At 26.3% G+C, this 23,582-nt stretch carries 21 protein-coding genes; 3 read left to right on the forward strand and 18 right to left on the reverse strand.

What is annotated here, in order from left to right; all coding sequences use genetic code 11:
* Positions 1 to 39 precede the first annotated feature (39 nt).
* The 5 genes from spoVE to CSBG_RS10750 all read right to left on the reverse strand — a co-directional run bounded on the left by spoVE (position 40) and on the right by CSBG_RS10750 (position 5,171).
* A complete protein-coding gene (gene spoVE / locus CSBG_RS10730) occupies positions 40 to 1,212 on the reverse strand; it encodes a stage V sporulation protein E (RefSeq protein WP_008679422.1) in 1,173 nt (390 codons plus the stop codon).
* Positions 1,213 to 1,231: 19 nt separating this feature from the next.
* Entirely contained in the window at positions 1,232 to 3,439 is a 2,208-nt protein-coding gene (locus CSBG_RS10735) for a stage V sporulation protein D (protein WP_008679424.1), read from the reverse strand.
* Between the two features lie 134 nt (positions 3,440 to 3,573).
* A complete protein-coding gene (gene msrB / locus CSBG_RS10740; protein WP_008679427.1) occupies positions 3,574 to 4,020 on the reverse strand; it encodes a peptide-methionine (R)-S-oxide reductase MsrB in 447 nt (148 codons plus the stop codon).
* Between the two features lie 44 nt (positions 4,021 to 4,064).
* On the reverse strand, positions 4,065 to 4,445 hold the full coding sequence (locus tag CSBG_RS10745) for a hypothetical protein (RefSeq protein ID WP_008679429.1): 381 nt from the start codon (positions 4,443 to 4,445) through the stop codon (positions 4,065 to 4,067).
* Positions 4,446 to 4,559: 114 nt separating this feature from the next.
* On the reverse strand, positions 4,560 to 5,171 hold the full coding sequence (locus tag CSBG_RS10750; RefSeq protein ID WP_008679431.1) for a DNA-3-methyladenine glycosylase: 612 nt from the start codon (positions 5,169 to 5,171) through the stop codon (positions 4,560 to 4,562).
* Between the two features lie 160 nt (positions 5,172 to 5,331).
* On the opposite strand from CSBG_RS10750, the gene CSBG_RS10755 reads away from it, so the two are divergent.
* Positions 5,332 to 5,682, forward strand: coding sequence for a DUF1622 domain-containing protein (locus CSBG_RS10755; RefSeq protein ID WP_008679433.1), 351 nt, complete (start codon positions 5,332 to 5,334; stop codon positions 5,680 to 5,682).
* 16 nt (positions 5,683 to 5,698) lie between these two features.
* On the opposite strand, the gene CSBG_RS10760 is transcribed toward CSBG_RS10755, so the two are convergent.
* The 7 genes from CSBG_RS10760 to CSBG_RS10790 all read right to left on the reverse strand — a co-directional run bounded on the left by CSBG_RS10760 (position 5,699) and on the right by CSBG_RS10790 (position 13,041).
* Positions 5,699 to 6,406 (reverse strand): DUF3784 domain-containing protein, encoded by a 708-nt coding sequence (locus tag CSBG_RS10760; RefSeq protein ID WP_008679434.1) that lies wholly within the window; start codon positions 6,404 to 6,406, stop codon positions 5,699 to 5,701.
* Between the two features lie 109 nt (positions 6,407 to 6,515).
* The gene (locus CSBG_RS10765; protein WP_008679436.1) at positions 6,516 to 6,722 is read right to left on the reverse strand and encodes a hypothetical protein; all 207 of its coding nucleotides are present in this window, start codon (positions 6,720 to 6,722) and stop codon (positions 6,516 to 6,518) included.
* A 373-nt stretch (positions 6,723 to 7,095) separates the two neighbouring features.
* A complete protein-coding gene (lexA, locus tag CSBG_RS10770) occupies positions 7,096 to 8,523 on the reverse strand; it encodes a transcriptional repressor LexA (protein WP_008679438.1) in 1,428 nt (475 codons plus the stop codon).
* A 383-nt stretch (positions 8,524 to 8,906) separates the two neighbouring features.
* Positions 8,907 to 9,734 (reverse strand): energy-coupling factor transporter transmembrane component T, encoded by an 828-nt coding sequence (locus CSBG_RS10775; RefSeq protein ID WP_008679439.1) that lies wholly within the window; start codon positions 9,732 to 9,734, stop codon positions 8,907 to 8,909.
* On the reverse strand, positions 9,731 to 11,437 hold the full coding sequence (locus CSBG_RS10780; protein WP_008679442.1) for an ABC transporter ATP-binding protein: 1,707 nt from the start codon (positions 11,435 to 11,437) through the stop codon (positions 9,731 to 9,733). Before CSBG_RS10780 ends, CSBG_RS10775 begins: the two co-directional genes overlap by 4 nt.
* Before the next feature lie 134 nt (positions 11,438 to 11,571).
* A complete protein-coding gene (locus CSBG_RS10785; RefSeq protein WP_008679445.1) occupies positions 11,572 to 12,123 on the reverse strand; it encodes an ECF-type riboflavin transporter substrate-binding protein in 552 nt (183 codons plus the stop codon).
* Between the two features lie 60 nt (positions 12,124 to 12,183).
* Positions 12,184 to 13,041, reverse strand: coding sequence for an S-adenosyl-l-methionine hydroxide adenosyltransferase family protein (locus CSBG_RS10790; protein WP_008679447.1), 858 nt, complete (start codon positions 13,039 to 13,041; stop codon positions 12,184 to 12,186).
* Between the two features lie 402 nt (positions 13,042 to 13,443).
* Here CSBG_RS10790 and CSBG_RS10795 point away from each other — a divergent pair, with 402 nt between their 5' ends.
* Together CSBG_RS10795 and CSBG_RS10800 are read left to right on the forward strand one after the other, a co-directional pair.
* Positions 13,444 to 15,057, forward strand: a complete 1,614-nt coding sequence (locus CSBG_RS10795; protein ID WP_008679448.1) for a putative ABC exporter domain-containing protein — start codon at positions 13,444 to 13,446, stop codon at positions 15,055 to 15,057.
* 13 nt (positions 15,058 to 15,070) lie between these two features.
* Positions 15,071 to 15,781, forward strand: a complete 711-nt coding sequence (locus CSBG_RS10800; protein WP_008679449.1) for an ABC transporter ATP-binding protein — start codon at positions 15,071 to 15,073, stop codon at positions 15,779 to 15,781.
* A gap of 23 nt (positions 15,782 to 15,804) precedes the next feature.
* Here CSBG_RS10800 and CSBG_RS10805 read toward each other — a convergent pair whose 3' ends face one another.
* The 6 genes from CSBG_RS10805 to CSBG_RS10830 all read right to left on the reverse strand — a co-directional run bounded on the left by CSBG_RS10805 (position 15,805) and on the right by CSBG_RS10830 (position 23,559).
* Positions 15,805 to 16,602, reverse strand: coding sequence for an endonuclease/exonuclease/phosphatase family protein (locus CSBG_RS10805; protein ID WP_008679450.1), 798 nt, complete (start codon positions 16,600 to 16,602; stop codon positions 15,805 to 15,807).
* Between the two features lie 27 nt (positions 16,603 to 16,629).
* On the reverse strand, positions 16,630 to 17,145 hold the full coding sequence (locus CSBG_RS10810) for a TIGR04002 family protein (RefSeq protein WP_008679451.1): 516 nt from the start codon (positions 17,143 to 17,145) through the stop codon (positions 16,630 to 16,632).
* On the reverse strand, positions 17,129 to 17,971 hold the full coding sequence (locus CSBG_RS10815) for a pyridoxamine kinase (protein ID WP_008679452.1): 843 nt from the start codon (positions 17,969 to 17,971) through the stop codon (positions 17,129 to 17,131). The genes CSBG_RS10810 and CSBG_RS10815 overlap by 17 nt, the downstream gene beginning before the upstream one ends.
* Before the next feature lie 151 nt (positions 17,972 to 18,122).
* Entirely contained in the window at positions 18,123 to 19,979 is a 1,857-nt protein-coding gene (gene htpG, locus CSBG_RS10820; protein ID WP_008679453.1) for a molecular chaperone HtpG, read from the reverse strand.
* Between the two features lie 783 nt (positions 19,980 to 20,762).
* Positions 20,763 to 22,175 carry an aminotransferase class I/II-fold pyridoxal phosphate-dependent enzyme gene (locus tag CSBG_RS10825; RefSeq protein ID WP_008679454.1) on the reverse strand — a complete coding sequence of 471 codons (1,413 nt, stop codon included), beginning with the start codon at positions 22,173 to 22,175 and terminating at the stop codon, positions 20,763 to 20,765.
* Between the two features lie 166 nt (positions 22,176 to 22,341).
* Positions 22,342 to 23,559 carry a pitrilysin family protein gene (locus tag CSBG_RS10830; protein WP_008679455.1) on the reverse strand — a complete coding sequence of 406 codons (1,218 nt, stop codon included), beginning with the start codon at positions 23,557 to 23,559 and terminating at the stop codon, positions 22,342 to 22,344.
* Positions 23,560 to 23,582: the final 23 nt, after the last annotated feature.

The following is a 23,582-nucleotide window of genomic DNA, read 5'->3' on the forward strand; positions in this document are numbered from 1 at the left end:
GTAATTTTATTAAAAGAAAAAGCACTATTTTAGTGCTTTTTAAATATCTTCTTTACTTTGTCTTGAAATATTAAGCAATATACCTATCGCACATAAATTAAACACAAGGGAAGTACCTCCATAACTTATTAACGGCATTGGTACCCCTGTTACTGGCATTGAACCTGTTACAACTGCAATATTTATTATTGCTTGTATAGCTATTACTGAAATTATTCCTATAGCTAATAAATATCCATAATTATCTCTTGCTTTAACTGCAATAGAAGTCCCTTTTATTACTATAAATATAAATATAGATATTATAGCTACACAGCCTATCAATCCTAATTCTTCACCTATAATAGCAAATATAAAGTCATTATGTGGCTCTGGCATAAATAGTGCCTTTTGTCTTGAATTACCAAGGCCTACACCAAAAAGCCCTCCTGAACCTAGAGCATAAAGTGATTGTATAAGCTGATAGCTATCTCCTGATGGATCTGCCCATGGATCTAAAAAGCTAGTAAGTCTTTGCAATCTATAACTCTCCATAAAAATCAATCCAAGTCCAGCTGACAAACCTATTGGAATAAGCGAAAATAAATGACTCAATTTAGCTCCACCAACTAATATCATTATGAAAGAAACCATCATAACAATTGCAGTAATACTTAGGTTCTTTTCTAAAATTATTAAACCTGCAAATACAGCTGCTATGGCTAAATAATATAAAGTTCCTCCCTTAAATTCTTTAATTTTACCTCTTCTTTTATCAATTAGTAACGCTAAGTATAATACTACAACATATTTAGCTAACTCTGATGGCTGTAATGATAATCCTCCTAATCTAATCCATCTTCTTGCTCCATTAATATCTGCTCCAAGGAATAAAACAAGTACTAGAAGACCTATTGTAATTATAACTAGCCAAGGAGTCCACTTTTTATAAGTATGATAATCTATAGACATGGTAACTATCATTCCTATTATTCCTACAACCGTCCATATTATTTCTTTAGTAAAATAATGATCTGAATTCCAAACATCTTCTTGATACAAAGCATAATATGAACTTGATGAATATACCATAACTATACCTATAAAAAGCAATACCACTATAGCACATAACAAACTGTAATCTATATTTTTCATTTTTATTTTTTTTCTTTTTATTGAAGTTTCTTTCTTTTTATTTCTCCCCTTTATATCTAACTTTCTTACATTATCCATATTATCTCCTACTATCCTATTATTTCAAATCTAATTTAACTTTTGTTCCCTTCTCAATAAGTTTACCAGCAATAACATCTTGGCTATCTACTATACCTGTACCATTTGCTTTAAATGTTATTTGAAGCTTATTTAGAATATCTGTAGCCTCTTCTAAAGTCTTACCTTTTAAATTTGGCATTATTAACTTATTTGCATCACTTTTTGAATCAGATAAATTAACACTTATAATAGCATTTTCTTCAACTAATGAACCTGGATAAGGCTCCATATTAGTAACTTTTGATCCATTTCCCTCTAAATTTATATTTAATTTATTTGCTTCTAATATCTTTGTTGCTTCATCAACTGATTTTCCTCTTAATTCAGGAACAACTATTTTCCTTTTTTCTGCATATCTTTCAGTATAAACTTGAGAATCCATATAAGTAAACATTTCTGATAATAATGATTTTAATACTGGAGTTGTCACAGGTCCCCCGTAATATTGACCTGCACTTGGATCTTCAACTTTTATAAATATTGTTACTTGAGGATTTTCAACAGGATATAAAGCAACAACTGATGCAATGTATTTGTCAGCTGAATATCCTCCTAATATAGGGTCAACTTTTTGAGCTGTTCCAGTTTTAGCCCCTACCCTTCTCTCTTTCCCCATAAAGCTTCCAATTTCTTGTCCTTGATTTATAGTTCTTTCTAGATAATCTCTTAGTACAGCTGTTGTTTCTTCAGAAATTACATTTTCTTCAACAGCAGGTTTAAATTGTTCATCTATTACTTTTGTTCCATTATCAGCTTCATGCATAACTTCTTTCATAATATGTGGTTGGATTAACTTTCCTCCATTAGCTATAGCATTGAAAGCTCTCATAAGTTGAATGCTATTTACAGTATTAGTTTGTCCAAATGCAATGGTTGCTAAATCCATTTCACTCATATCACTTACTGATTTTACAATTCCTTCTGATTCTCCTGGAAGATCTATTTTAGTTAATTTTCCAAATCCGAATTTATCTATATATTCTTTTAATTTTGCACTACCTAGCCTAGAACCTAGTTCCATAAAACCTACATTACAAGAGTTTTGTAATATCTCAGGTAAAGTTTGAGTACCGTGCCCTGCTGTATTCCAACACTTAATTGTTGTAGAACCAAATTTCACTCCACCATCACAATAAAATGTATCATTTTCATGCGCAACGCCTTCTTCTATAGCTGCAACCATAGTAATATTTTTAAAGGTAGATCCTGGCTCAAAGGTATTACTTATAGAACTATTTCTAAACATATTTTGTAGCTTTTCAAAATCATTTTCACCTTCAAAATCCTCATATTCTCCATATGGATCATTAGGATTAAAATCCGGCTTATTTACCATTGCTAAAATTTCACCATTATTAGGATTCATAACTATAATGGATACTTCTTTTGCTTTATTATCATCGTAAGCCTTTTGAGCTGCTCTTTCAGCCATAAGTTGAATATTTTCATCTATTGTTAACATAACATCTTTACCGTCAATTGGGCTTGTATATTTTACTGTTTGGAATGGTAATTCCTTTAATGATCCATCGACTTCTGCTATTTTATAACCAGCTATCCCTGTTAATTCTGAATCATATTGCAACTCTACTCCATTTAATCCTGTATTATCAGAATTCACACTTCCTAGCACATGAGCTAAGAAATTATTATTTGGATAATATCTCTTTGGATTAATAGAAATGATAACTCCATATATATTTAATGCTTTAATTTTATCTGCGACTTCTTTTTCTATTCCTGTAACAAGTGTACTATTTCTTATTTTAGCTCCATTTTCATCAACAGTATTTAATTTCTGTTTAACCTCGCCAATTGATATTCCTGAAGCATTGGCTAAATCTTGTGCAACTTTTTCTATAGTCGTATCTTTTTCTTCTAAATGTACTTGTATCGCTTCTAAATCTAAATCTACTCTATATACATCAATTGATGTTGCTAGTATAGAACCATTCCTATCTTTTATGTCTCCTCTTCTAGCTTCCACAGAAACTTGTGAATTCCATTGTCCTTGAGCCATATGTTTATATTCTTTATTCTTATAAATCATAATGTAAGTTAATCTTCCTATTAAAAATAAAAATATTAAACAAATACTAATACTACTATACAAAGCTCTTTCTCTTGTATAAATTTTCTTAAATTTATCATTATTTCTTTTAGTACTTTTTTTTCTATTATTCATTTTTCTCCCCCATGGTGCTATTTAAAGATTTACTATTCATAGGTTGTCCAATTTATTATATCAAAAAGATATTTATTATGTAAATTATTTCCTATATATTAAACTAAATAAAAAGTAAAAGTGGATTTCCACCTTTACTTATTATCTTCAAATAAAGCTAAATATTTCCCATATCCTTTTTCTTTCATTTCTTTTCTAGGTATAAATTTTAATGATGCTGAGTTAATACAATATCTAAGTCCTCCTAAATCTTCTGGTCCATCACAAAATACATGACCTAAATGTGAATCTGAATTTTTACTTCTTACTTCAGTCCTAACCATTCCATGACTTTTATCTACTTTTTCTTCAATTAACTTTCTATCTATAGGTTTTGAAAAAGCAGGCCATCCGCAACCAGAATTAAATTTATCCGTTGAAATAAATAATGGCTCTAGGGAAACTATATCTACGTAAATACCTTCTTCAAAATTATTATTATATTCATTCATAAAAGGTGGTTCAGTTCCATTTTCTTGAGTAACTCTATATTGAAGTTCTGTTAATCTATTTTTTAATTCATCTTTATTCAATTTTTCCATATTTCATCCTCCATTTATATTATAAAGCCATTTTTGTAAAATTTCTATTTATTCTTAGTAATAAATATTCTTTTTATTACAGTTTGAGGTGGATTTGATTTAGTCATAGCTTCACTTACTCTCATATATACTAAATCTCCATTTTCAATTACTATATTTTCTTTTTTATCATTTGCAGAATTCATAACTTTTGTTTCATTATTTATAATTCCGACAACTGTCATTTTACTAACTTCTTTTCCTTTCATATATCCTTGTACAGTTATCATAGTTGAATTTCCATCTTCTGATTTTTTTATTTCTGTTACTTCTCCTACAACAACTGGACTTTTGGTTGACATTCCTTTTTCAGGAGTTGCCCCAATTAAAATTCCTGAAAAGATAATTAGTGAACAAAGTACTAATAATGATTTTTTTAATTTCATATTAATTCCTCCTTAATTTCTATTCACTAATAGTTTTGTCCTGTTTTTTATAAATATTCATATTCTTAATAGTTTTGTCCTGTTTTTTATAAATATTCATATTCTTAATACTATTTATTTCTTTGAAACATATGGATTATTTTTAATATAGAATCGCCATTTAAAATCTTTTGCCTCTTCAGCATAATCTATACCTATTCTAGTAGTTTCTACTATTTCGATATTTTTTTCATAATTATATTCTAAGTACAATCGACTATCTATATATAATTTTTTATAATTATCTTCCCTTGTAATACTTAAAGCACTACATAACTTAGATGGACCATTAGTTAAATTTCTTTTTTGTGCATTAGTTAACTCGTTATAATTTTTGTTAAATCTAATATTAGATAAATATTCAAAATTATCAAGAGGCTCTACAGCTCTTATTAAAACAGCTTCAGGTTCTTCTTTAATATTAGTTACTATATTAAAACAATGATATAAACCATAAATAAAGTAAACATATGCTATTCCACCTTCCTCAAATAAAGGCTTTGTTCGATCTGTTCTTTTATAATTATAAGCATGGCATGCTTTATCAGTTGACCCTATATAACTTTCCGTTTCCACTATTTTAGTTCTAATCTTTAATCCATTCACTTCCCTTACTAAATAATGACCTAAAATACCTTTTGCAACTTCAATAGCTCCTTGGTTATAAAACTCTTTTTCAATAATCATAATAAATCTCCAATTTCAATTTATAAATTAATTATCTTTGTAACTTTATTATCCATTATACTACTATATTTATTCCTTAAATATTTCATAATTATTACTTATTATTTTTTTCTAAAAAGGAATAATAAATATTATAAGAAACTATTAATAGGAGATTTATATGTTAGAAGATTTTATAAAATCAATTATACCTACTTTGGTAAACATTTTAGAGTTAATGGGAATTTTAGTTATATGTATTGGATCCATTAAAGCTTTTTATCATTATTCCTATTCATTAATAACAAAAAAATATTACCCTTTAAAATGGGAATATGCAAATTCCCTGGCTACAGCACTTGAATTCAAGCTAGCCGCTGAAATATTAAAAACAGTTATTATTAGAAATATGAATGAACTAATAATTCTAGGCTCAATAACCTTATTAAGAGGATTCTTAACATTAATTATTCATTGGGAAATGAAGTCTGAAAATTCTTCTAAAAACAAAAAAGATAGAGAAGCCAAATAAAGCTTCCCTATCTTTGCTATTTTAAATTATTAAATGACTGTTTTGTTAAAGATACATCTTTATAATTTATATATACATCAAAATTTATTGTAGAAATTTTAATGTATGGTCCTTTATTACTTTGAATATAGAGCTTAACTTTTTCTCCACTTTTTAATTTAAAATCACCTTTTTTAATGACACCGCCATCGCTATATCCATTACTTCTAATTCCTATTTCCGGAATATCGTCTACAAGCTCTATTGATTTTATGTCTTTTCTTTTTAAAGTAGTTCCATAGCTTCCATCTATAACTATAGCTTCATCTTTAATTATAAGATCATTTGGCTCATTCCCAAATGAAAATGTTATAATTAAAATTGAAAATGTTATAAATCCTATAACTATCATTACTATTATTTCTGCTTTGCTCTTTTTATTATGATCAAATCTTTGAAGATATATTAAATACCCAAATATAATAATTATTAAAATAATCACAAAAGGTATTATAGAAATCTCAAAATAATCTGAAACTATAGCTCCTATAAATATTATAAAAGCTATTAAATAGCACATTCTCCCCATATGTTTAGCTACTTTTTCAATATCTACCCTAGCTTTTTCTTCTTTAGACTGAGTATTATATCCAGATATCAACCAGTAGCATTTATACTTGCTAATAGCCACTCCTAATACTATAAATATTAAACAAATAATAGAAATAAATATTATAGATCCCATGGTACACCTCTAATCTAAATATTTCCAAAAATCAAATTCATTACCATTTCCTTATATGGTTAATTATAACACTTTTAATCATATTGTCAATACCATTATTAGCTAATCCTTACCACTCAATTGTTAAAATATTAACTTCATCTTTTATCAATGATACTTTGTATCCTTCAATAACAAACCAAGATAATAATTCCTTTTGTACTTCTTTATCATTACACATAAGTATAGCTGAAACCTTATTTATATTAGATTCCTTAGCATAATTAATATTGTCTAATATTTTTCTTTTTTGATCATTTACAAACTCTAAATTCATAAAATCCCTCCTACCTATTTAATTTTATTTATATTTATATATGCTTCTAATTGTTATCTAAATAATTTAAACATTTATAATAAATAGTAATATTAATCTAAATAACAAATTCAAATCATATATTTTTAATCTTTATAAGCTATTAAAACACTAAATTTACTCAAGATTATAAAATAGTTATATGTCTTACTAAATATTAACTCTATATCATATCTTATATATAATATGTATTAGCTATAACTTATTATTATGTTAATTATTTTTACATTATATGAAATCTCTATATACCTACTTTAAGTTGACTACCTTATGTTTAAATATACTAAAAAAGTATATTATATATTTTACTAATAATAAAACAGGAGATAAACTTCTAGTTTATCTCCTGTTTTATTATTCCAATTGCAACTCCTAATATATTGACTTCTTTGTTTTCCAAACTAATTGGAGCATATAAAGAATTTGCAGGCATTAATTTTGGTAAATTCCCATTTAGGTTTAGTGTTTTTAATGTTGCCTCACCATCTAAGCTTGCAGCTACTATTTCATTATGATTTGCAGTCCCTTGTTTTTTAATAACAACTAAATCACCATCACAAATCTCTTTTTCTACCATAGAGTCACCCTTTACTCTTAATATAAAGGTATCTTTTCCTCTTTCAAGCCAATATTTAGGTATACAAAAACTTCCCTCTATATTGTCATTCATTTCTATAGGTGTTCCTGCCGCTATATTATTAAACATTGGAATATCTTCTAATTCATTTTCATTATAGCAAATATCGTTTCCTTCAAATACTTCTTTTCTATTCGAAGCTGTATCTATATTAAACTCTACAATTCCCTTATTTTTTAAGTTTATATACTTATACTTTTCAACTGTGTCTACTTGTTTTTTCTTTTTTGAATCATATTTAGTTTTAAAGTTAAAGCTCTTTCCCTTTACATCAATCCCTAAAGTATTTACTTTTCTACCTTTTATCATCCAAGAATTTTCTTTATTATTAAGTTCGCTATTTAATATAAAAACAAATGAAGAATGTGGTTTATTTTTATAAATAGCTTTTATAAAATCTATTTCTCCCTTAGTAAACTTCTCCATATCATCTAATATAACATGACTATATAATCCGCCATGATTATTTATATATGAAATAGCATATATAACATGATCATACTCATCCATTAAGCCTTTATTAATTAAATTTTCATTATATAGATCTTTAATTTTATAAATAGATTCTCTTGTATAAGAAGATTTTTTAATTCTTCCTCCACGTCCTTTTCTATCAACTTCAAGATAGTAATCCTTAGAAAAATTACTAGCTTTTATCCATAAAATTTCTTCTAATATAAAGTTCATTGTTGCCTTTTGAAGAAACTTAGATTTTTTATAAAATGATGATATTTCATTTTCTAATTCTTTTAAAATTTCTATACCGCTTACTTTATCTATAACTTGCATAGCTAGTCCCTTTTCTCTTCTAAAGGCTTTAGAATATGTATCAATAAGTTCTTCTAACGTTATAATGTTTAATCTATCCTTTTCTAACGAAAACAATGAATAAAAATAATTCTCATTACTTTCTTTTTTATAAAGTTCCATTGCTTCATATGTCTTAGTATAATTAGATGTTACAAATAAAATTTTATCCTCTTCATAAATACAATAATTATTTTCTAAATTTATAGCCTTATAAATTGATGCAGTACTCTTCCCTGTTCCTTCTTTGCCTTTCAAAAGCTGATATCCAGAACTTTTATGATTTATAAATCTATTTTGAACTTTCGAAAGTTCCATACTTTCACCACCTTAAATCTATCTTATGTTTTCTGTATTTTAATAATATATTTTATAATACCTTATGTCAAATAATCGCTATTAAAAATTCAGCATTCTATTTATAATTAATAAATCTCTTTATTCTAAATCTACATAGTTTATTCACACACAAAAATTAATATGTTATATAAAAAAAGAACCAATAAAATTTCTTTCTTTTACAAGAGTCCATTTTATTGGTTCTTTCATTAAATCTATCACTTAATATATTTTCCAAAGCAATTTAAATAAAATTTTAATTATATATAATCATTCTTAAATCAATAACCTACACCATTAATAATTATATAATTTTAAAAGTAAAACTAAATAAGTTTTAATATGCAATTTCTATTACAGCTTTATTTAAAAGGATTATAAAAGCGACCATGGTTAACTATAGTTGCAATAATCGCTATAATAAATATTAAGCTAACTATTAATATCGCTATATAATCTCTTTTTTCAAACTTTCTTCCACTATACCAAGTACGTTTTTTATTTTTTCCAAAAGCTCTTAGCTCCATTGCTGAACTTATAGTATCTATTCTATCTAAACTTGAAAAAATTAATGGCATCAATATTGCTGCAGAATTTTTAATTCTTTTTGTTACTCTTTCTTTTTTAGACATATCAATTCCTCTAGCTTGTTGTGCAAATGATATATCTTGATAGTCACGTTGAACATCAGGGATATATCTTAATGCTATTGAAACAGAATACGCAACTTTATAACTAACACCAATTTTGTTTAATGAAGCTGCAAACTCACTTGGATTAGTTGCAACCATAAATAATAATGCCATTGGTATTATAGAAAAATATTTTAATGTTATATTAAACTGATAAAATAATTGTTCTAATGTTAGTGTATATGGACCTGCAATTTTAAATAAGTCAGTTCTACTTCCATAAATTTGAACACCTTCATATGGTGAAAAAATAAAAATAGCTAAATTATTTAACAATAAAAATATTAATATAAAATAAAGAACAAAGGATACTTGCTTAAATTCTACTTTTGAAATTTTAAATACAAATATACTTAAAATAAACATAAGTATAAGTACGCGTGTATCATATGTAATCATTGAAGCTAATGCCCATATTATCAAAGCAATTAACTTAGACGCACCTGTCAATTTATGAATAGGTGAATTTATATTTGTATATTCAAGCATTTTGCTCATATGCCTCTAATCCTCCTATCATAGTCAATAAACTTTTTAACAAACTCTCTTGGATTATCTAATTTAGCCTTTATTGCTAATTCATATAAAGATGTTTCTTTTAAATTAGCTTCAGATATTACTCTTTTATCGGTAAGTATATTTGATGCTGTATCATCTGCTAACTTCAACCCATTAGATAATACTATTGCTCTATTTGTGTATTCAAGCATTAAATGCATATCATGAGTTATCATGATTATAGTGACACCTTTTCTATTTAATTCTTGCAAGAATTCCATAATTTCAGTATAGTGCCTAAAATCTTGCCCAGCAGTTGGCTCATCTAAAATTATAACTTCTGGATTTAAAACTAGTATAGATGCAATAGTTACACGTTTCTTTTGTCCGAAGCTAAGTGCTGAAATTGGCCAATTACGAAACTCATATAACCCACAAACTTTTAATGTATCAAGTACTCTTTCTTTAATTTCTTCTTCACTAATTCCTCTAACTTTAAGTCCTAATGCGACTTCATCAAAAATCATAGTCTTAGATATCATTTGATTTGGATTTTGCATAACAATACCAATTTTATCTGCACGCTCTTTAATTGTATCGTTAACTAAATCCCTACCATTAAATAATATTTGCCCTTTAGTTGGTTTATAAAAGCCACAAATAAGCTTCGATATAGTAGATTTTCCTGCCCCATTTCTTCCTACTATACTAACCATTTCTCCTTTTTTAATATTAAAAGAAACTCCTTTTAATATTTCTCGTTTTTCTTCATATCCAAACTTTATATCTTTTAATTCAAGTATAGTTTCAGAATTTATATTAACACTCTTGTCAACAGTTTCATCATACCATTCTTTAAGTTTTTCTCTATATGTATTTAAATTTAATGTATCAATATGTTGTGGATTAATATCTGGAGTAACCTCACAGCCTGCATATTTTAAAGCAGTAATATATAATGGTTCACGTATGCCTGTTTCCGCTAATATATTAGAACTTAAAAGTTCTTCTGGAGTTATATCCGCAGCAATTTCTCCATTATCTACTACTATTATTCTATCTACAGAGCAATGTAGCACATCTTCTAATCTATGCTCTATAATTACTATAGTTTTATTTGTTTCTTGTTGTATTTTGTCAATTAATTCAATTGCATTTTTACCTGTTGCAGGATCTAAACTTGCAAGTGGTTCATCAAATAAAATTATATCTACATCTCCAACCATAACCCCTGCTAAGGTTACACGCTGCTTTTGACCACCTGATAAACTATATGGAGCTGCTTCTAAATGCTTATCTATTCCAACAATTTCAGAAACAATTTCTACTTTATTTTTCATTTCATCTTGAGGTATACAATCATTTTCTAACTTAAAAGCAATATCTTCTCCTACAGTTAATCCAATGAACTGGCTATCTGGATCTTGAAGAACAGTCCCCACTGAATTAGATAATTCAAAAATGCTCATTTTACTGGTTTCTTTCCCCTTGACTTTCAGACTTCCTGAAATCTCTCCTTTATATGAAAATGGAATAAGACCATTTATACAACTTGAAATCGTGCTCTTACCTGATCCAGAAGGACCAACAATAAGAACTTTTTCGCCTTCATATATAGTTAAGTTTACATTATTTAATGTTGGCTTTGCTTGAGCTCTGTATTGGAATGTAAAATTATCGAACTCAATTACAGGTTTTTTCATAGCAAACCTCCCTTTATATATAAATTATATGTTCCTCGAAAACGTTATTTATGATTAAAAATAATAGTATATTGTTTGTAATATATACGTAAAAAATACCAGAGACCTAAAGCCCCCAGTATTTTAATTAGATATTACTCTCTATCTAAACTTCCTTTTTTAACTCTAGTCTTAGCATATGTATAAAGTAAAATACTGCCTAATATTCCAACTGTAATTGAATTAGAAATTGCAGCAACTACACCTTGTAAATAAACTTTATTAGCTGGCTCTGCATATATAAGTATATCTAATGTAGGAGCAACTAAAAGCCATGCAATTAAATTAGCAATTACTTGGTATATATTAAAAACAATAATTTCTTTCTTGCCAAATTCACCGTCATTAACTTTTAATTTTTTCCATGATAATCCTATTATAAGACCAACAACAGCTGAAGCTATAACCCAACTAAACCAAGGCGAACCAAAAAATACTAAATCCTTCAAAGCATGACCTATAAAACCTATTGATATTCCTGCAATAGGACCATATAATACTGACATTAATGCTAAAAAAGCATAACTTGTTTCTATATTAGTATTTGGGATACCTGATGGAATAGCTCCAAAACGCCCTAGTATCATAAATACAGCTGCACCTATACCAATCGCTACTATTGTTTTAATAGACATTTTATTTTCCATTATAATTCCTCCTCATTTCATATATAGTGAATAAATACTATTCGTGTTTTAAATTAATTTCTAATCATATATTACTCTAGGAGCTTTTCTGATAGATATTATCCAATTTGTTCCAGTTTGTATATTATAGGCTTTTGAGAATGATCCTTGATTTATAGCAACAGCTAAATTATCTAATGAGTTAACATAAACCAAGGTTTCACCTACATAAACATCAGCAAACGACTTTGCATAAACCATTATATTTCTATAAACTTCTCTTGTATTATTTCTAATAGAAACTTCAACTTTATCTCCATACTTAATACCTAAGCTAGTAAATAATTCTCTTCCAATATTTGTCCATAAGCTACCAAATCTTACATCTAAAACATCTATAGTTCCTGTTACTAAATCATTTTCTTTTATAGATTCAACAACTGGTAATTCTACTATTTCATCAACTGGAATTTTTGGACCAACATGTTCAAAATCTATAACTCCAGCTGCAAGTCTTGCTCCTGTATAGGCATATATATCTCTTCCATGGAAAGTATAAGATGCTCCAGAATTAGGTAATCTATTTATAGTTTCATCGATTTCTCTGGCCTCAACTATCCCACATATTCTTTTAATGTGAGTAAGTGTTCCATTATCTGGGGTAATTATATATTGTCCACTTGCAGTCTTAACTCCTATACTCTTTCTATTTGATCCAACTCCAGGATCGACTACAGATACAAACACAGTGCTTTTAGGCCAATAGACTACAGTTTGAATTAACCTATATGAAGCCTCCCAAATGTTATATTGTGGTATTTCATGTGTTAAATCAAATAATTGAAGTGTCTTATCTACATTATAAGCAACCCCATACATAGCACTAACAGCACCATCTCCAATTCCAAAATCTGATTGGAATACTAAAGCATTTTTCATAAATACTCCTCCTTAGTAATATATCACACCAAAAGTATATAATACGAATATTATTCTAGTCAATATTTTTTTTATTCGCATATATATATGTATTATTTTTAGACTTTTTAATAAATACTTCACTATAAACGAAATTTATAATATTCCAAATATAAAATTAGCATTTTTCATTCATTAAAAATAAAAAAGTTGACACTTTACTTCCACTAGCTATCTTATTTTGTTATTAAATCACGATTTTTTAATCATCTAAATAATATATTCATGATATCTCATATTTAAACACTTTCAAAATTCAATCTTCAATTTTAATTTGGGTCTATTAATCACCTATATGAATATTTCTTGTTTAAAATACATATTTTTGCTATAATTTAACAAATAACTTATGGAGGTGTTTTAATGAACGATTTAAAAGTTTTAGTTTATTTAGATCTTTTAAAAATTAAAAATTTCTTTTTTCAAATTTTTCATCATCCGCTTTTATTCTTAAAGAAATTATTTTCTATAATCATATTTTTCGGACTTTGCTTTTCTTCATTTATAGTTTCAATATTTAAAAATGAATCTAAAGCTTCCATAGCTCCAGAAATGCAGCAATCTGCTCTAGGAATTATAGCTATAATATCATTAGTTTTTATACTATTTGTATTAGCAAATTATTTAAATGATTATGCTCCAAGTAACTTCTCAATTTCAGATATTAGCTATTTATTTCCTTCACCTATAAATAATAAATTAATACTATTTTATTCAATGATTCGTAGTGCAATAAAAGGTGTAGCAAGCTTCTTTTTAACGTTTATTTTTATTATATTAATGCTCCTAGCCTTTACTAATTTAGCATTAATAGGATTATTGCCAATAGCTTTAGGATTTTTCTTTATATTCTTATTTTTTATTTCTTTATCTTATTTGTTTTTTGCAATAAAAGTTAAAACAGGATTAGTTAAAGTCTTAAAATTTATCTCTTACATATTACAAGGTATTGCATGTTTAATACTTTTATTTTATTTATATAAGTTTTGGAGTCTAAACTTTAACTTTAACAAATTGTCTATGTCTATTTTTGATAGCTTTCTTGTTAAATTACCTATAATTTCTTCTATAGTTAAATTTATATCTTTACTTTTAACAGAAACAATTACACCGCCAATATTTGATATATTATATTTATTATCATTAATTATTATTAATTGTTTCTTATTTATAACTCTTAATGTTGAATATTATGAAGAAATAGCTGAAAAGGTATCTACACAAAATGAAAAATTAAAGCAGTTAAAAAACAACAAGAGAGATGTTCATTCACAAATGGAAAAAGATATAAAAAAAGTTAATTTAAATAGTAGTTCTAAAGAAAGATGGGGATCATTATCATTATATTGGAAAGCTTCAATTATTAGAAAAAGAAAACAGACTTCATTAAAAAAATATTTATTATTCTTAGTTAATATTATTATCGGAATAATCGGAGGATATGTTACTTTAAAAGGAAATCAATTAGTTTCATTGTTAGTGATTTCAATTGGTACAGTTTATATAGTTCTTATTTCATCTAATTTTTCCGAGTTATCTAGAGAATTAAAAAATGTATATATTTATATTATCCCAGGAAAACCAATAAATAAAATTCTTTCTACAGTCTTAGACGAACTTTTAATGTTAGCAATTAGAATCAGTATAATGCTTATTCCTTCTATTATATTAGATTATAAATTCTTAATCTTAGGAATAGGATGTTACTTAATTACTATAGCATTCTCATTAGTAGTAAAATTACTTAACTTAATCGTAATACTTCTTATGCCAAAGGATAATGAATCTGGGCCAGGAATTCTTGTAACTTTCGTGCTAATGATACTTATAATGATTCCATTTGTTGCAACTGTAGCTACTTACAGTATAACTATTAATCCATATATAGCATTTGGAGTATTAACTGTAATTGTTGGGATTTATATAAGCTTATTAATGTTGTTATGTAATAAAATATTTGATTTTATAGAATATTAATTTGGAGGAAATTATGTTAGAAGTAAAAAATTTATCTAAATCTTTTAAGAAAAATAAAGCAATTGATAATATATCATTTAAATTAAACACTGGTGAAATATCCATATTATGTGGCCCCAATGGTGCTGGTAAAACTACTACATTAAAGTGCATACTTTCTTTATTAAGAAAAGATTCAGGTGATATTTTAATAGATGGAAAATCTACAAAGGATAGAACCATAAGAGAAAATTTAGCCTATATACCTGAAACCCCTGATTTATATAATTTATTAACAGTTTGGGAACACTTTAAATTTATAGCCTTAGCTTATAAAATTAAAGATTGGACAAGTAAAGCTGATGAGTTAATGAATGCTTTCAACTTAGCAAATAAAAAAGATTCTCTTGCTAAAGACTTGTCTAAAGGTATGAAACAAAAGGTATCTATTATAATGGCTTTAATTCATGATCCAAGTATAATTTTAATTGATGAACCTTTTGTAGGTTTAGATCCTAATGGAATAAAGGAATTTAGAGAAATACTATCAAAAATAAAATCTCTTGGAAAAACCATACTAGTTAGTACTCATATCCTTGCTTCAATGGAAGAAATAAGCGATACAATGATTTTAATGAAGGAAGGCAAAATAGTAGATTCTGGTAACAAAGAATACTTAAAAGAAAAATATAACGAATTAGGTAATATAGAAGATTTATTCTTTAAGATAATTGATAATGCTTAATTAAAATGAAAAATGCTAATACTCTATTTTGAAGTATTAGCATTTTTATTTATATCAAGTTTTGCAATCATAGGGTAATGATCTGAAGGATATTTACCATTTTTGTTATACTCTAATATTTCAGTATCTAAAACTTTAAACTCTTCGGTTACAAATATATAATCTATATGAAGACCTTTTTTATTTCCTTTAAACTTACTCATAGTAGACATATTATAAATTTCTTTCTTGTGATCTTGTACAGCTATAAATTTTTTACTACTATATTTACCTTCCGAGAAATTTTTAATGGCTTTACTTGTTGGACTTGCATTAAAATCTCCCATTAGTATAGCTGGATAATTGTCTTTTTCATGTTGTTTATCCATATACTCACCTATTTTTTTAAGTCCATATTCCCTAGCCTTTGATAATAAAAAATCTAAATGTGTATTATATACTCTAACTATATTACCATCATTTAATCTTATTAAAGCTGTTGTGCATATTCTTGGATAAACAGAATACCAAATAGCACTTCCTATTTTTTCAGGATCTTCTGAAAGCCAAAAAGTACTGTATTCTAATATTTTATGTTTCTTAGAAACTAATATATCATTTCTTTCTATAAAATACTTAAGACTTCTAGGGCTCCCAATTATATTATATCCTGGAGCTTCTTTTGAAATATCCTTAAACATTTTATTATTTAGCTCTTGAACACCTATTATATCGCAATCATTATTGTTTAATATATCATAAACTATTTCTTTTCTTTTATTCCATCTATTATTTATATCTAATAAGAAATCTGTCCTTAAGTTAAAGGTCATAACCTTCATACTTCTACCTCACGCCATATTCTAAAGTTATTTTGCTTCTATAGATAATCTTTGTCTAATTTTCACCCTATCTAAAGAATAACCAGCTATTAAAAATATTATACCACTTCCTATAGGTTGCATTATATCTATAAAGAAAGTTGCAAGTGGAGCTACAAAGCTACCTGATATAACAGCTCCTGCTAAATAATATCCAAACCATCCTACAATACCAGCTATAACTATTGCTAGTACATTTTTTTTACATATTATACTATCTCTTTTAGAAGTAAAAAATAATACCATTATAGGTTTAATTATTATTGTAGGTAACACCCATATCATTCCACCAGCCAATGCATCTGCAAGTCCAGCTCCTATACCCGCTGCAAGCATTGCATATGGAGTAGGTAAAAGTACTGCTGCAAGATATATGAATGTATCTCCTAAATGTACATATCCTCCATTAAAGCCTGTTGGGATATGAATAGATATTGTAATGCATATAAAAGCTGCAAATAATGCTGCCAAAACTAAACTTCTTGTTTTAATTTTTGTTTTCATTTATCAAAATCAACTCCTTTAAAAATACTTCAAACATTATTCCTTCTTTTGGATTAGTTTTAAATTTAGATGTATAACTAATTGCTTCATAAATAAAGTTAGTTGCACTTTTAATTGCAAAATTTAAATTATGATTATTTAATAATAATCCTATAATAATTGAAGTAAAAATATCCCCTGTTCCGCTATATGATTCATTATTAAAAACTGATTTTACTATAAAAAATTCATCTCTTCCTTTATCGTAAGCAAAATTATAAATTTCACTTTCTCTTATTATTCCTGTAATAATAATCTTTTCTGGTCCCATTTGTGCTAGTTTTTTAGCAATTCTCATAACTTTTTCATTACTTGTATCATACTTTTTATATTCTTCTCCTGTTAATATACATGCTTCTGTTAAATTTGGTGTTACTATACTTGCAATAGAAACAAGTTCTTTCATTTTATTACACATATTTTCTGTAAAAGTATCATAAAGTATTCCATTGTCTCCCATAACTGGATCTATAACAATTAAAGAATCTTTATTATCTAATACAAAATCTAAAACTATGTCAATTTGCTTTTCAGAACCTAAAAAGCCACTATATATGCAATCAAAGTTTATATTGAGCTCTTTCCAAACATTTTTATAATTGTTCATTTCATTAGTTATATCTAAAAATGAAAACTTATCAAATTCAGTTTGAGAAGAAAGTATAGCTGTAGGAAATGGACAACATTGAACTCCTAAAGTCGATAATATAGGAATTGCTGCTGTTAGTGAACATCTTCCTATTCCAGATAAATCATTTATTGTAGCTACTTTTTTTACCCCATTCATAAGTGCACCTGCTTTTTAATTAAGTTACTTATTTTATAATAATCCAATAATTACATTTTGTCCATTGTAGCGATACAATATTAATTAAAAAAAATAGAACTATTAAGCATAAATAGTTCTATTTTTTATTGATTTCATTTTTAAGATATTACTATAATTCTATTACTTTATTTAATAACTCATTACTTCTATTAATAAAGTCATTCATTTCTTCAGAACTTAATTCCTTATTAGCTATCAAAGCTAAATCTAAAATATACTGACATATTAAATTAATATCATCCTTTTTACTTTCAAAGTCTACAGATGCTAGCTTTTTAATTATTGAGTTATTATTATTTATAACTAAAGTTTTTTCTTCCATAAACATATTTGGCATTTCCATTCCACCAAACATTTTGCTCATTTCAGCCATTCTTCTTGATTGTTCAGAAACCAATATCATAGCAGGAGTTCCTGAATTTTTTAGATTTTCTACTTTAATATTATTTACTTTATTAGAAGTTGCTTCTTTAAATAACTCTTCCAGCTTAGTATTTAACTCTTTTGAATCTTCACTTTCACTATTTTTAAGTGTTTCTGAAATATCAGAGTCTATTCTGGTAAATATAACTCCATTTTCTTTTGCCTCTAAAAAGCTAATAAAATGGTTATCTATTGAGCAATCTAAAACTACAGCATCTAAATCCGCTTCCTTAAACATTTTAATATATTGTGATTGTTGCTTTTCATCTGTTACATAAAAGACCTTATTTTCATGTTTATCTTTATTATTTTCTAAATATTCCTTTAATGTTATATACTCACCATTTAGTCTTCTAAATATAACAATGTCCTTTATTTTATCATAGAAGCTTTCATCTCTCAAACAACCGTACTTAATAAATATTTGAATGTCCTTCCAAAAGTTATTAAAGCTTTCTCTTTGATTTTTATATAGTGCAACTAATTTATCTGCAACCTTCTTAACTATATGCTTAGATATTTTTATAACATCCTTATCTTTTTGAAGAAAACTTCTAGATACATTTAAAGGTAGATCTGGACAATCTATTGTACCCTTTAATAATAGTAAGAAATCTGGTATAACTTCTTTTATGTTATCTGCAACAAAAACTTGATTATTATAAAGTTTTACTTGCCCTTCAGTAGCTTCCAGTTCATGTTTAAGTTTAGGAAAATATAATATTCCTTTTAGGTTAAATGGATAGTCTACATTTAAATGAATCCAAAATAATGGATCATTAAAATCTCGGAATACCTTTTTGTAAAATTCTTTATATTCTTCATCAGTACAATCCTTTGGAGATTTCATCCATAATGGAGTTGTATCATTTAACGGTTTAATATCTTCTTCCTTAACTTCTTTACCTTCTTCTTCTAAATATATTTCTATAGGTAAGAATGAACAATATTTTTCTATTATTTCTCTAACTTTATACAATTCTAAAAATTCATTACTATCATCATCTATAAAAAGAGTTATTGTTGTTCCTCTCTCTTTTCTATTTAAAGATGGAGATATCTCATATTCTGTACCACCATCACAAATCCAAGTTACTGCTTCTGCTCCTTCTAAATAAGATAAAGTATCTATCTGAACTCTTTTTGCAACCATGAAAGCAGAGTAGAACCCTAGCCCAAAGTGACCTATTATATCTTTTCCATCTTCCATTTTATCTTTATATTTTTCTATAAAATCCTCTGCACCTGAAAATGCAACTTGATTTATATATTTCTTAACTTCATCTTCAGTCATTCCAATTCCATTATCAATAAATTTCAAAGTATTATTTTCTTTATTTAACGAAACTGTAACCTTATATTTTTCATTTTTATTTCCATTAGTTTCTCCTAAAGAAACTAATCTTTTATATTTGCTTATAGCATCGCACCCATTACTAATAAGTTCCCTAATAAATATATCTTTGTCAGAATATAACCACTTCTTTATAATTGGAAAAATATTTTCTGTATGTATTGAAATATTCCCTTTATTTTTCTCCATTAACAATCCCTCCTCTTTACCATAATTATTTTATTTAAAAGATACTATTATGTCAATATTTACTAAAGCTTGTTTTAGTTATTAAAATATCTCTACTAACAATTAATTGAATAAAAACTAATTTTGTAAAACAAAGCTTAGTTTTTCTTTTACTTTCTTTGATTTTCATTTAACAAGTTATATAAATTTACACCTTAATATAAAAGTCTAAATATATAGTGTTAAGTTTATTATAAAAACATATTGTAAAATAATTCCTAGAGGCTATATAATATTAATATAATGAATTATCTATTAATTTGTAAAGAAGGTTTTATTTTTAAAAAGCTTATTCTTAATACTTTATCTTGGATATTAGTTGTATCTTTATTGTCTTTTTACCTACATAATACTTTAAATTTTCCTTTAATTAATTATATTTTTATATTAGGAATATCCCTTATAGCTTTGGGTATTATAGCTATTATACGCCCTATACTCCAAAAATCTAAATTAAATAATTCAATTAAAAATACTATCAATTTTAGAATTATTGAAAGTAATAGTATCTCCATTTGTTTAGCAGGAGTAATTTCCTTATTGGCTTGTATTTTATTGTAATCTAAAAATGGATCTATAGCTCAATTGAAAATGTAGAATGCATAATATAAGTAAAAATTATTGAAAATAATTTCAAAATAATATAGGTTTCAGTATTTCATTCTTAAATACACTGGAAATTTTACATTCTACATTTTATATTAAAGCACTTTCTAGATAGTAATATTTTTAATATTATATGCCTTACTCTTCAATCACTTTAATAATATTGTCTTGTACTCCAATTACTTTTAATCTATTTTCAATATATTCTTTAATTATATCAATAGCTTCTTTAGTAATTTTTTCACCTGCACAAACTAAAGGAATTCCTGGCGGATACGGAATTATCGCCTCTTTAGCTATTTTCCCCAAAGCATCATTTATATCTAAGCTAGTACTATTTAAATTAAAAACCTCATAAGGCTCTAATACTTTAACAGGTGATATTTTTGAAAACACTGCATTTTTTTCATTAGTTTTCAACACATTTATATTTAAATTCTTAATAGCTAAATATATTTTTTCAAAATCCTCTTCTGTATTTGAAGGCGAAAAAATCAGGACTATTCCTCGTGAAAAACTCATTTCAGCTTGTATCTTATTAACTCTAAGATAATCTAAAAGTTTATGACCACTATATCCTTTATTTAAAGTAATTAAATATCTACTTTTATCTATTGTATATTTATTAAATAAATTCTCATCACTTATTACACTCACTTTACCTAATAAGTTTATTTTTTCTTTCCACTTTTCTGCTCTTTCTTTTAAGTTACCATAGTCATCTTTTCCGTAATTATCTAGATAATATCTAGCATAATCTAATGAAGCCATTATTAAATATGATGGTGATGTAGTCATAAAAGTCTTTACATAAAAATCAATATTTTCTTCATTATTATTTACTAATAAATATGCTCCTTGTGTTAAACTAGGTAGTGTTTTATGAGCACTTAATACTACATAATCCCCAAGATTAGCTAGTGACTTTGGTAAATCCTTATTTACTACAAAATGAGCACCATGAGCACTATCAATTATTACTTTTAGTCCTTTTTCTTTTAATTCTTTTATTTTATTTTCTATATCGTAAGATATTCCAAAATAATTCGGACTTGTAATTATTATTCCTTTTGGATTAAATGCTTTACTTAAAGCTTCATTTATTTCTTTTTCTCTAGGCGGCAAAAATATTCCTATATTTTCATCTATTACAGCATCTATATAAATTACCTTAAGTTTTCTTAAAATAAGTCCATTATAAATTGACTTATGGCAGTTTCTTTCTACTAATACCTCGTCCCCCTCTTTAAAAGCAGCAAATATTGAAGCTAAATTCCCTGAAGAGCTTCCATTTACAAGAAAGTATGCTTTTTTTACATTATAAGTTTTTGCTAGAAGCTCCTCCGCTTCCTTTATTACCCCTTCTGGGCAATGTAAATTGTCTAAAGGGTCCACTTCCGTAATATCCAAATTCCCTAGAGTTTCTTTAAACTTTTTTCCTAATGAATCTCTTAAAAACGCTTTCCCACTTTTATTTCCTGGCATTGATAAAATCAAATTTTCTTCTTTATGATATTTTAATAATTCTTCTAATAAAGGTGCTTTACTCATTAATATCTCCCTTTTATTTATACTTAAATTATGAATAAAAAATTGTATTATATTTATAAAAAGCAAATATAGCTTTGTTATTCTTTTCCTTCGTATCAAGTCAAGAGCAATCCACATATATTCACTTACAAACTAATAAATTAAAATAATTATAGATTCAATTATCTTAATTGCTTATTACTTGTATAGATTTATTTTCTAACACTTTTTTAGCTACATCTAAAATATAATTTTTATCTATAGCATCAAGATTATTAAATTCTTCTGAATATATTTTATAATCTCCAAACATTGTACTATACGTTGATAATTCTTTTGCTAAAATTATATTTTGTTCTTCTCTAAACCATCTCTTTAGTTTCATAGACTTTTTAAAATCAAATATATCATCATTACTTATATTTACTTCAAACCTTTCAATTTTATCTATACATTCATTTATTAATTCTAAAGATTTATCTAAATTTTCTTTTGAAGTACTATAAGTTATTTTATAAAGCTTTATGTACTTTTCATAAGAAATCTTAGTTAAAATATCATATACAAGTCCATTTTTTGTTCTTAATGTATCGAATAATAATGAATTAACTCCTTCTCCAAAATACTCATTAAATATTCTTAATGCTTTTATTTCGTTATAGCTTAAATCATCTATTGGAAATATGACTTGAACTTTACATGTATTAATTCCCTCTTTTATTTCTTTATAAACTCCAAAGTTAGTCTTATCATAAATTATTTTTTCTTTATTATTTCCATTATACTCAGTACTCCAATTCTCAAAATAGCTTTCAACTATATTTTTAACTTCTTCAAATTCTAAAGAAGAAACCACTGCTATAGAAGTCTTATCAGGTAAATAATTATCTTTATAAAATTGTTTTATATCTTCTAATTTTATTTTTTGTAAATCTTTATTTGTACCTATAATTGGATACTTTATTCTTCTTTCTCTAAAGCTATTTAAAAATAGTTTATCTTCACAATATTGCTCTAATTCCTCATCCCAATCTCTTAACTCTTCCTTTATTACATTCATTTCTTCTTCAAATCCCTCAGTTGGAAATATAGGATTTAAAATTATATCTGAAAAAAGTTCTACACCTTCTTCAAAATCTTCATTTAACATAGTTCCATAGTAAATAACATATGGAAAGTTTGTCATGGCATTTTGAAATCCAAAAATTTTACTTAAGTTTTTATTTATTTTTTCCTCATTCCTCTTTCTTGTGCCTTTATAAACCATATGCTCTGTTGCATGAGCAAGTCCTAATAATTCTTTTTCTCTACATGCGCCTGCATCTATTGATATAGACATTGATGTTAAATTAGATGTAGTTTTTGTATATATAAGCTTCATCTTATTTTTTAATATAAATTCCATCTTATCCTCCAAAACTTATTTTT

Source organism: Clostridium sp. 7_2_43FAA (assembly GCF_000158375.2).
Taxonomy (GTDB): Bacteria; Bacillota; Clostridia; order Clostridiales; family Clostridiaceae; genus Clostridium; species Clostridium tertium.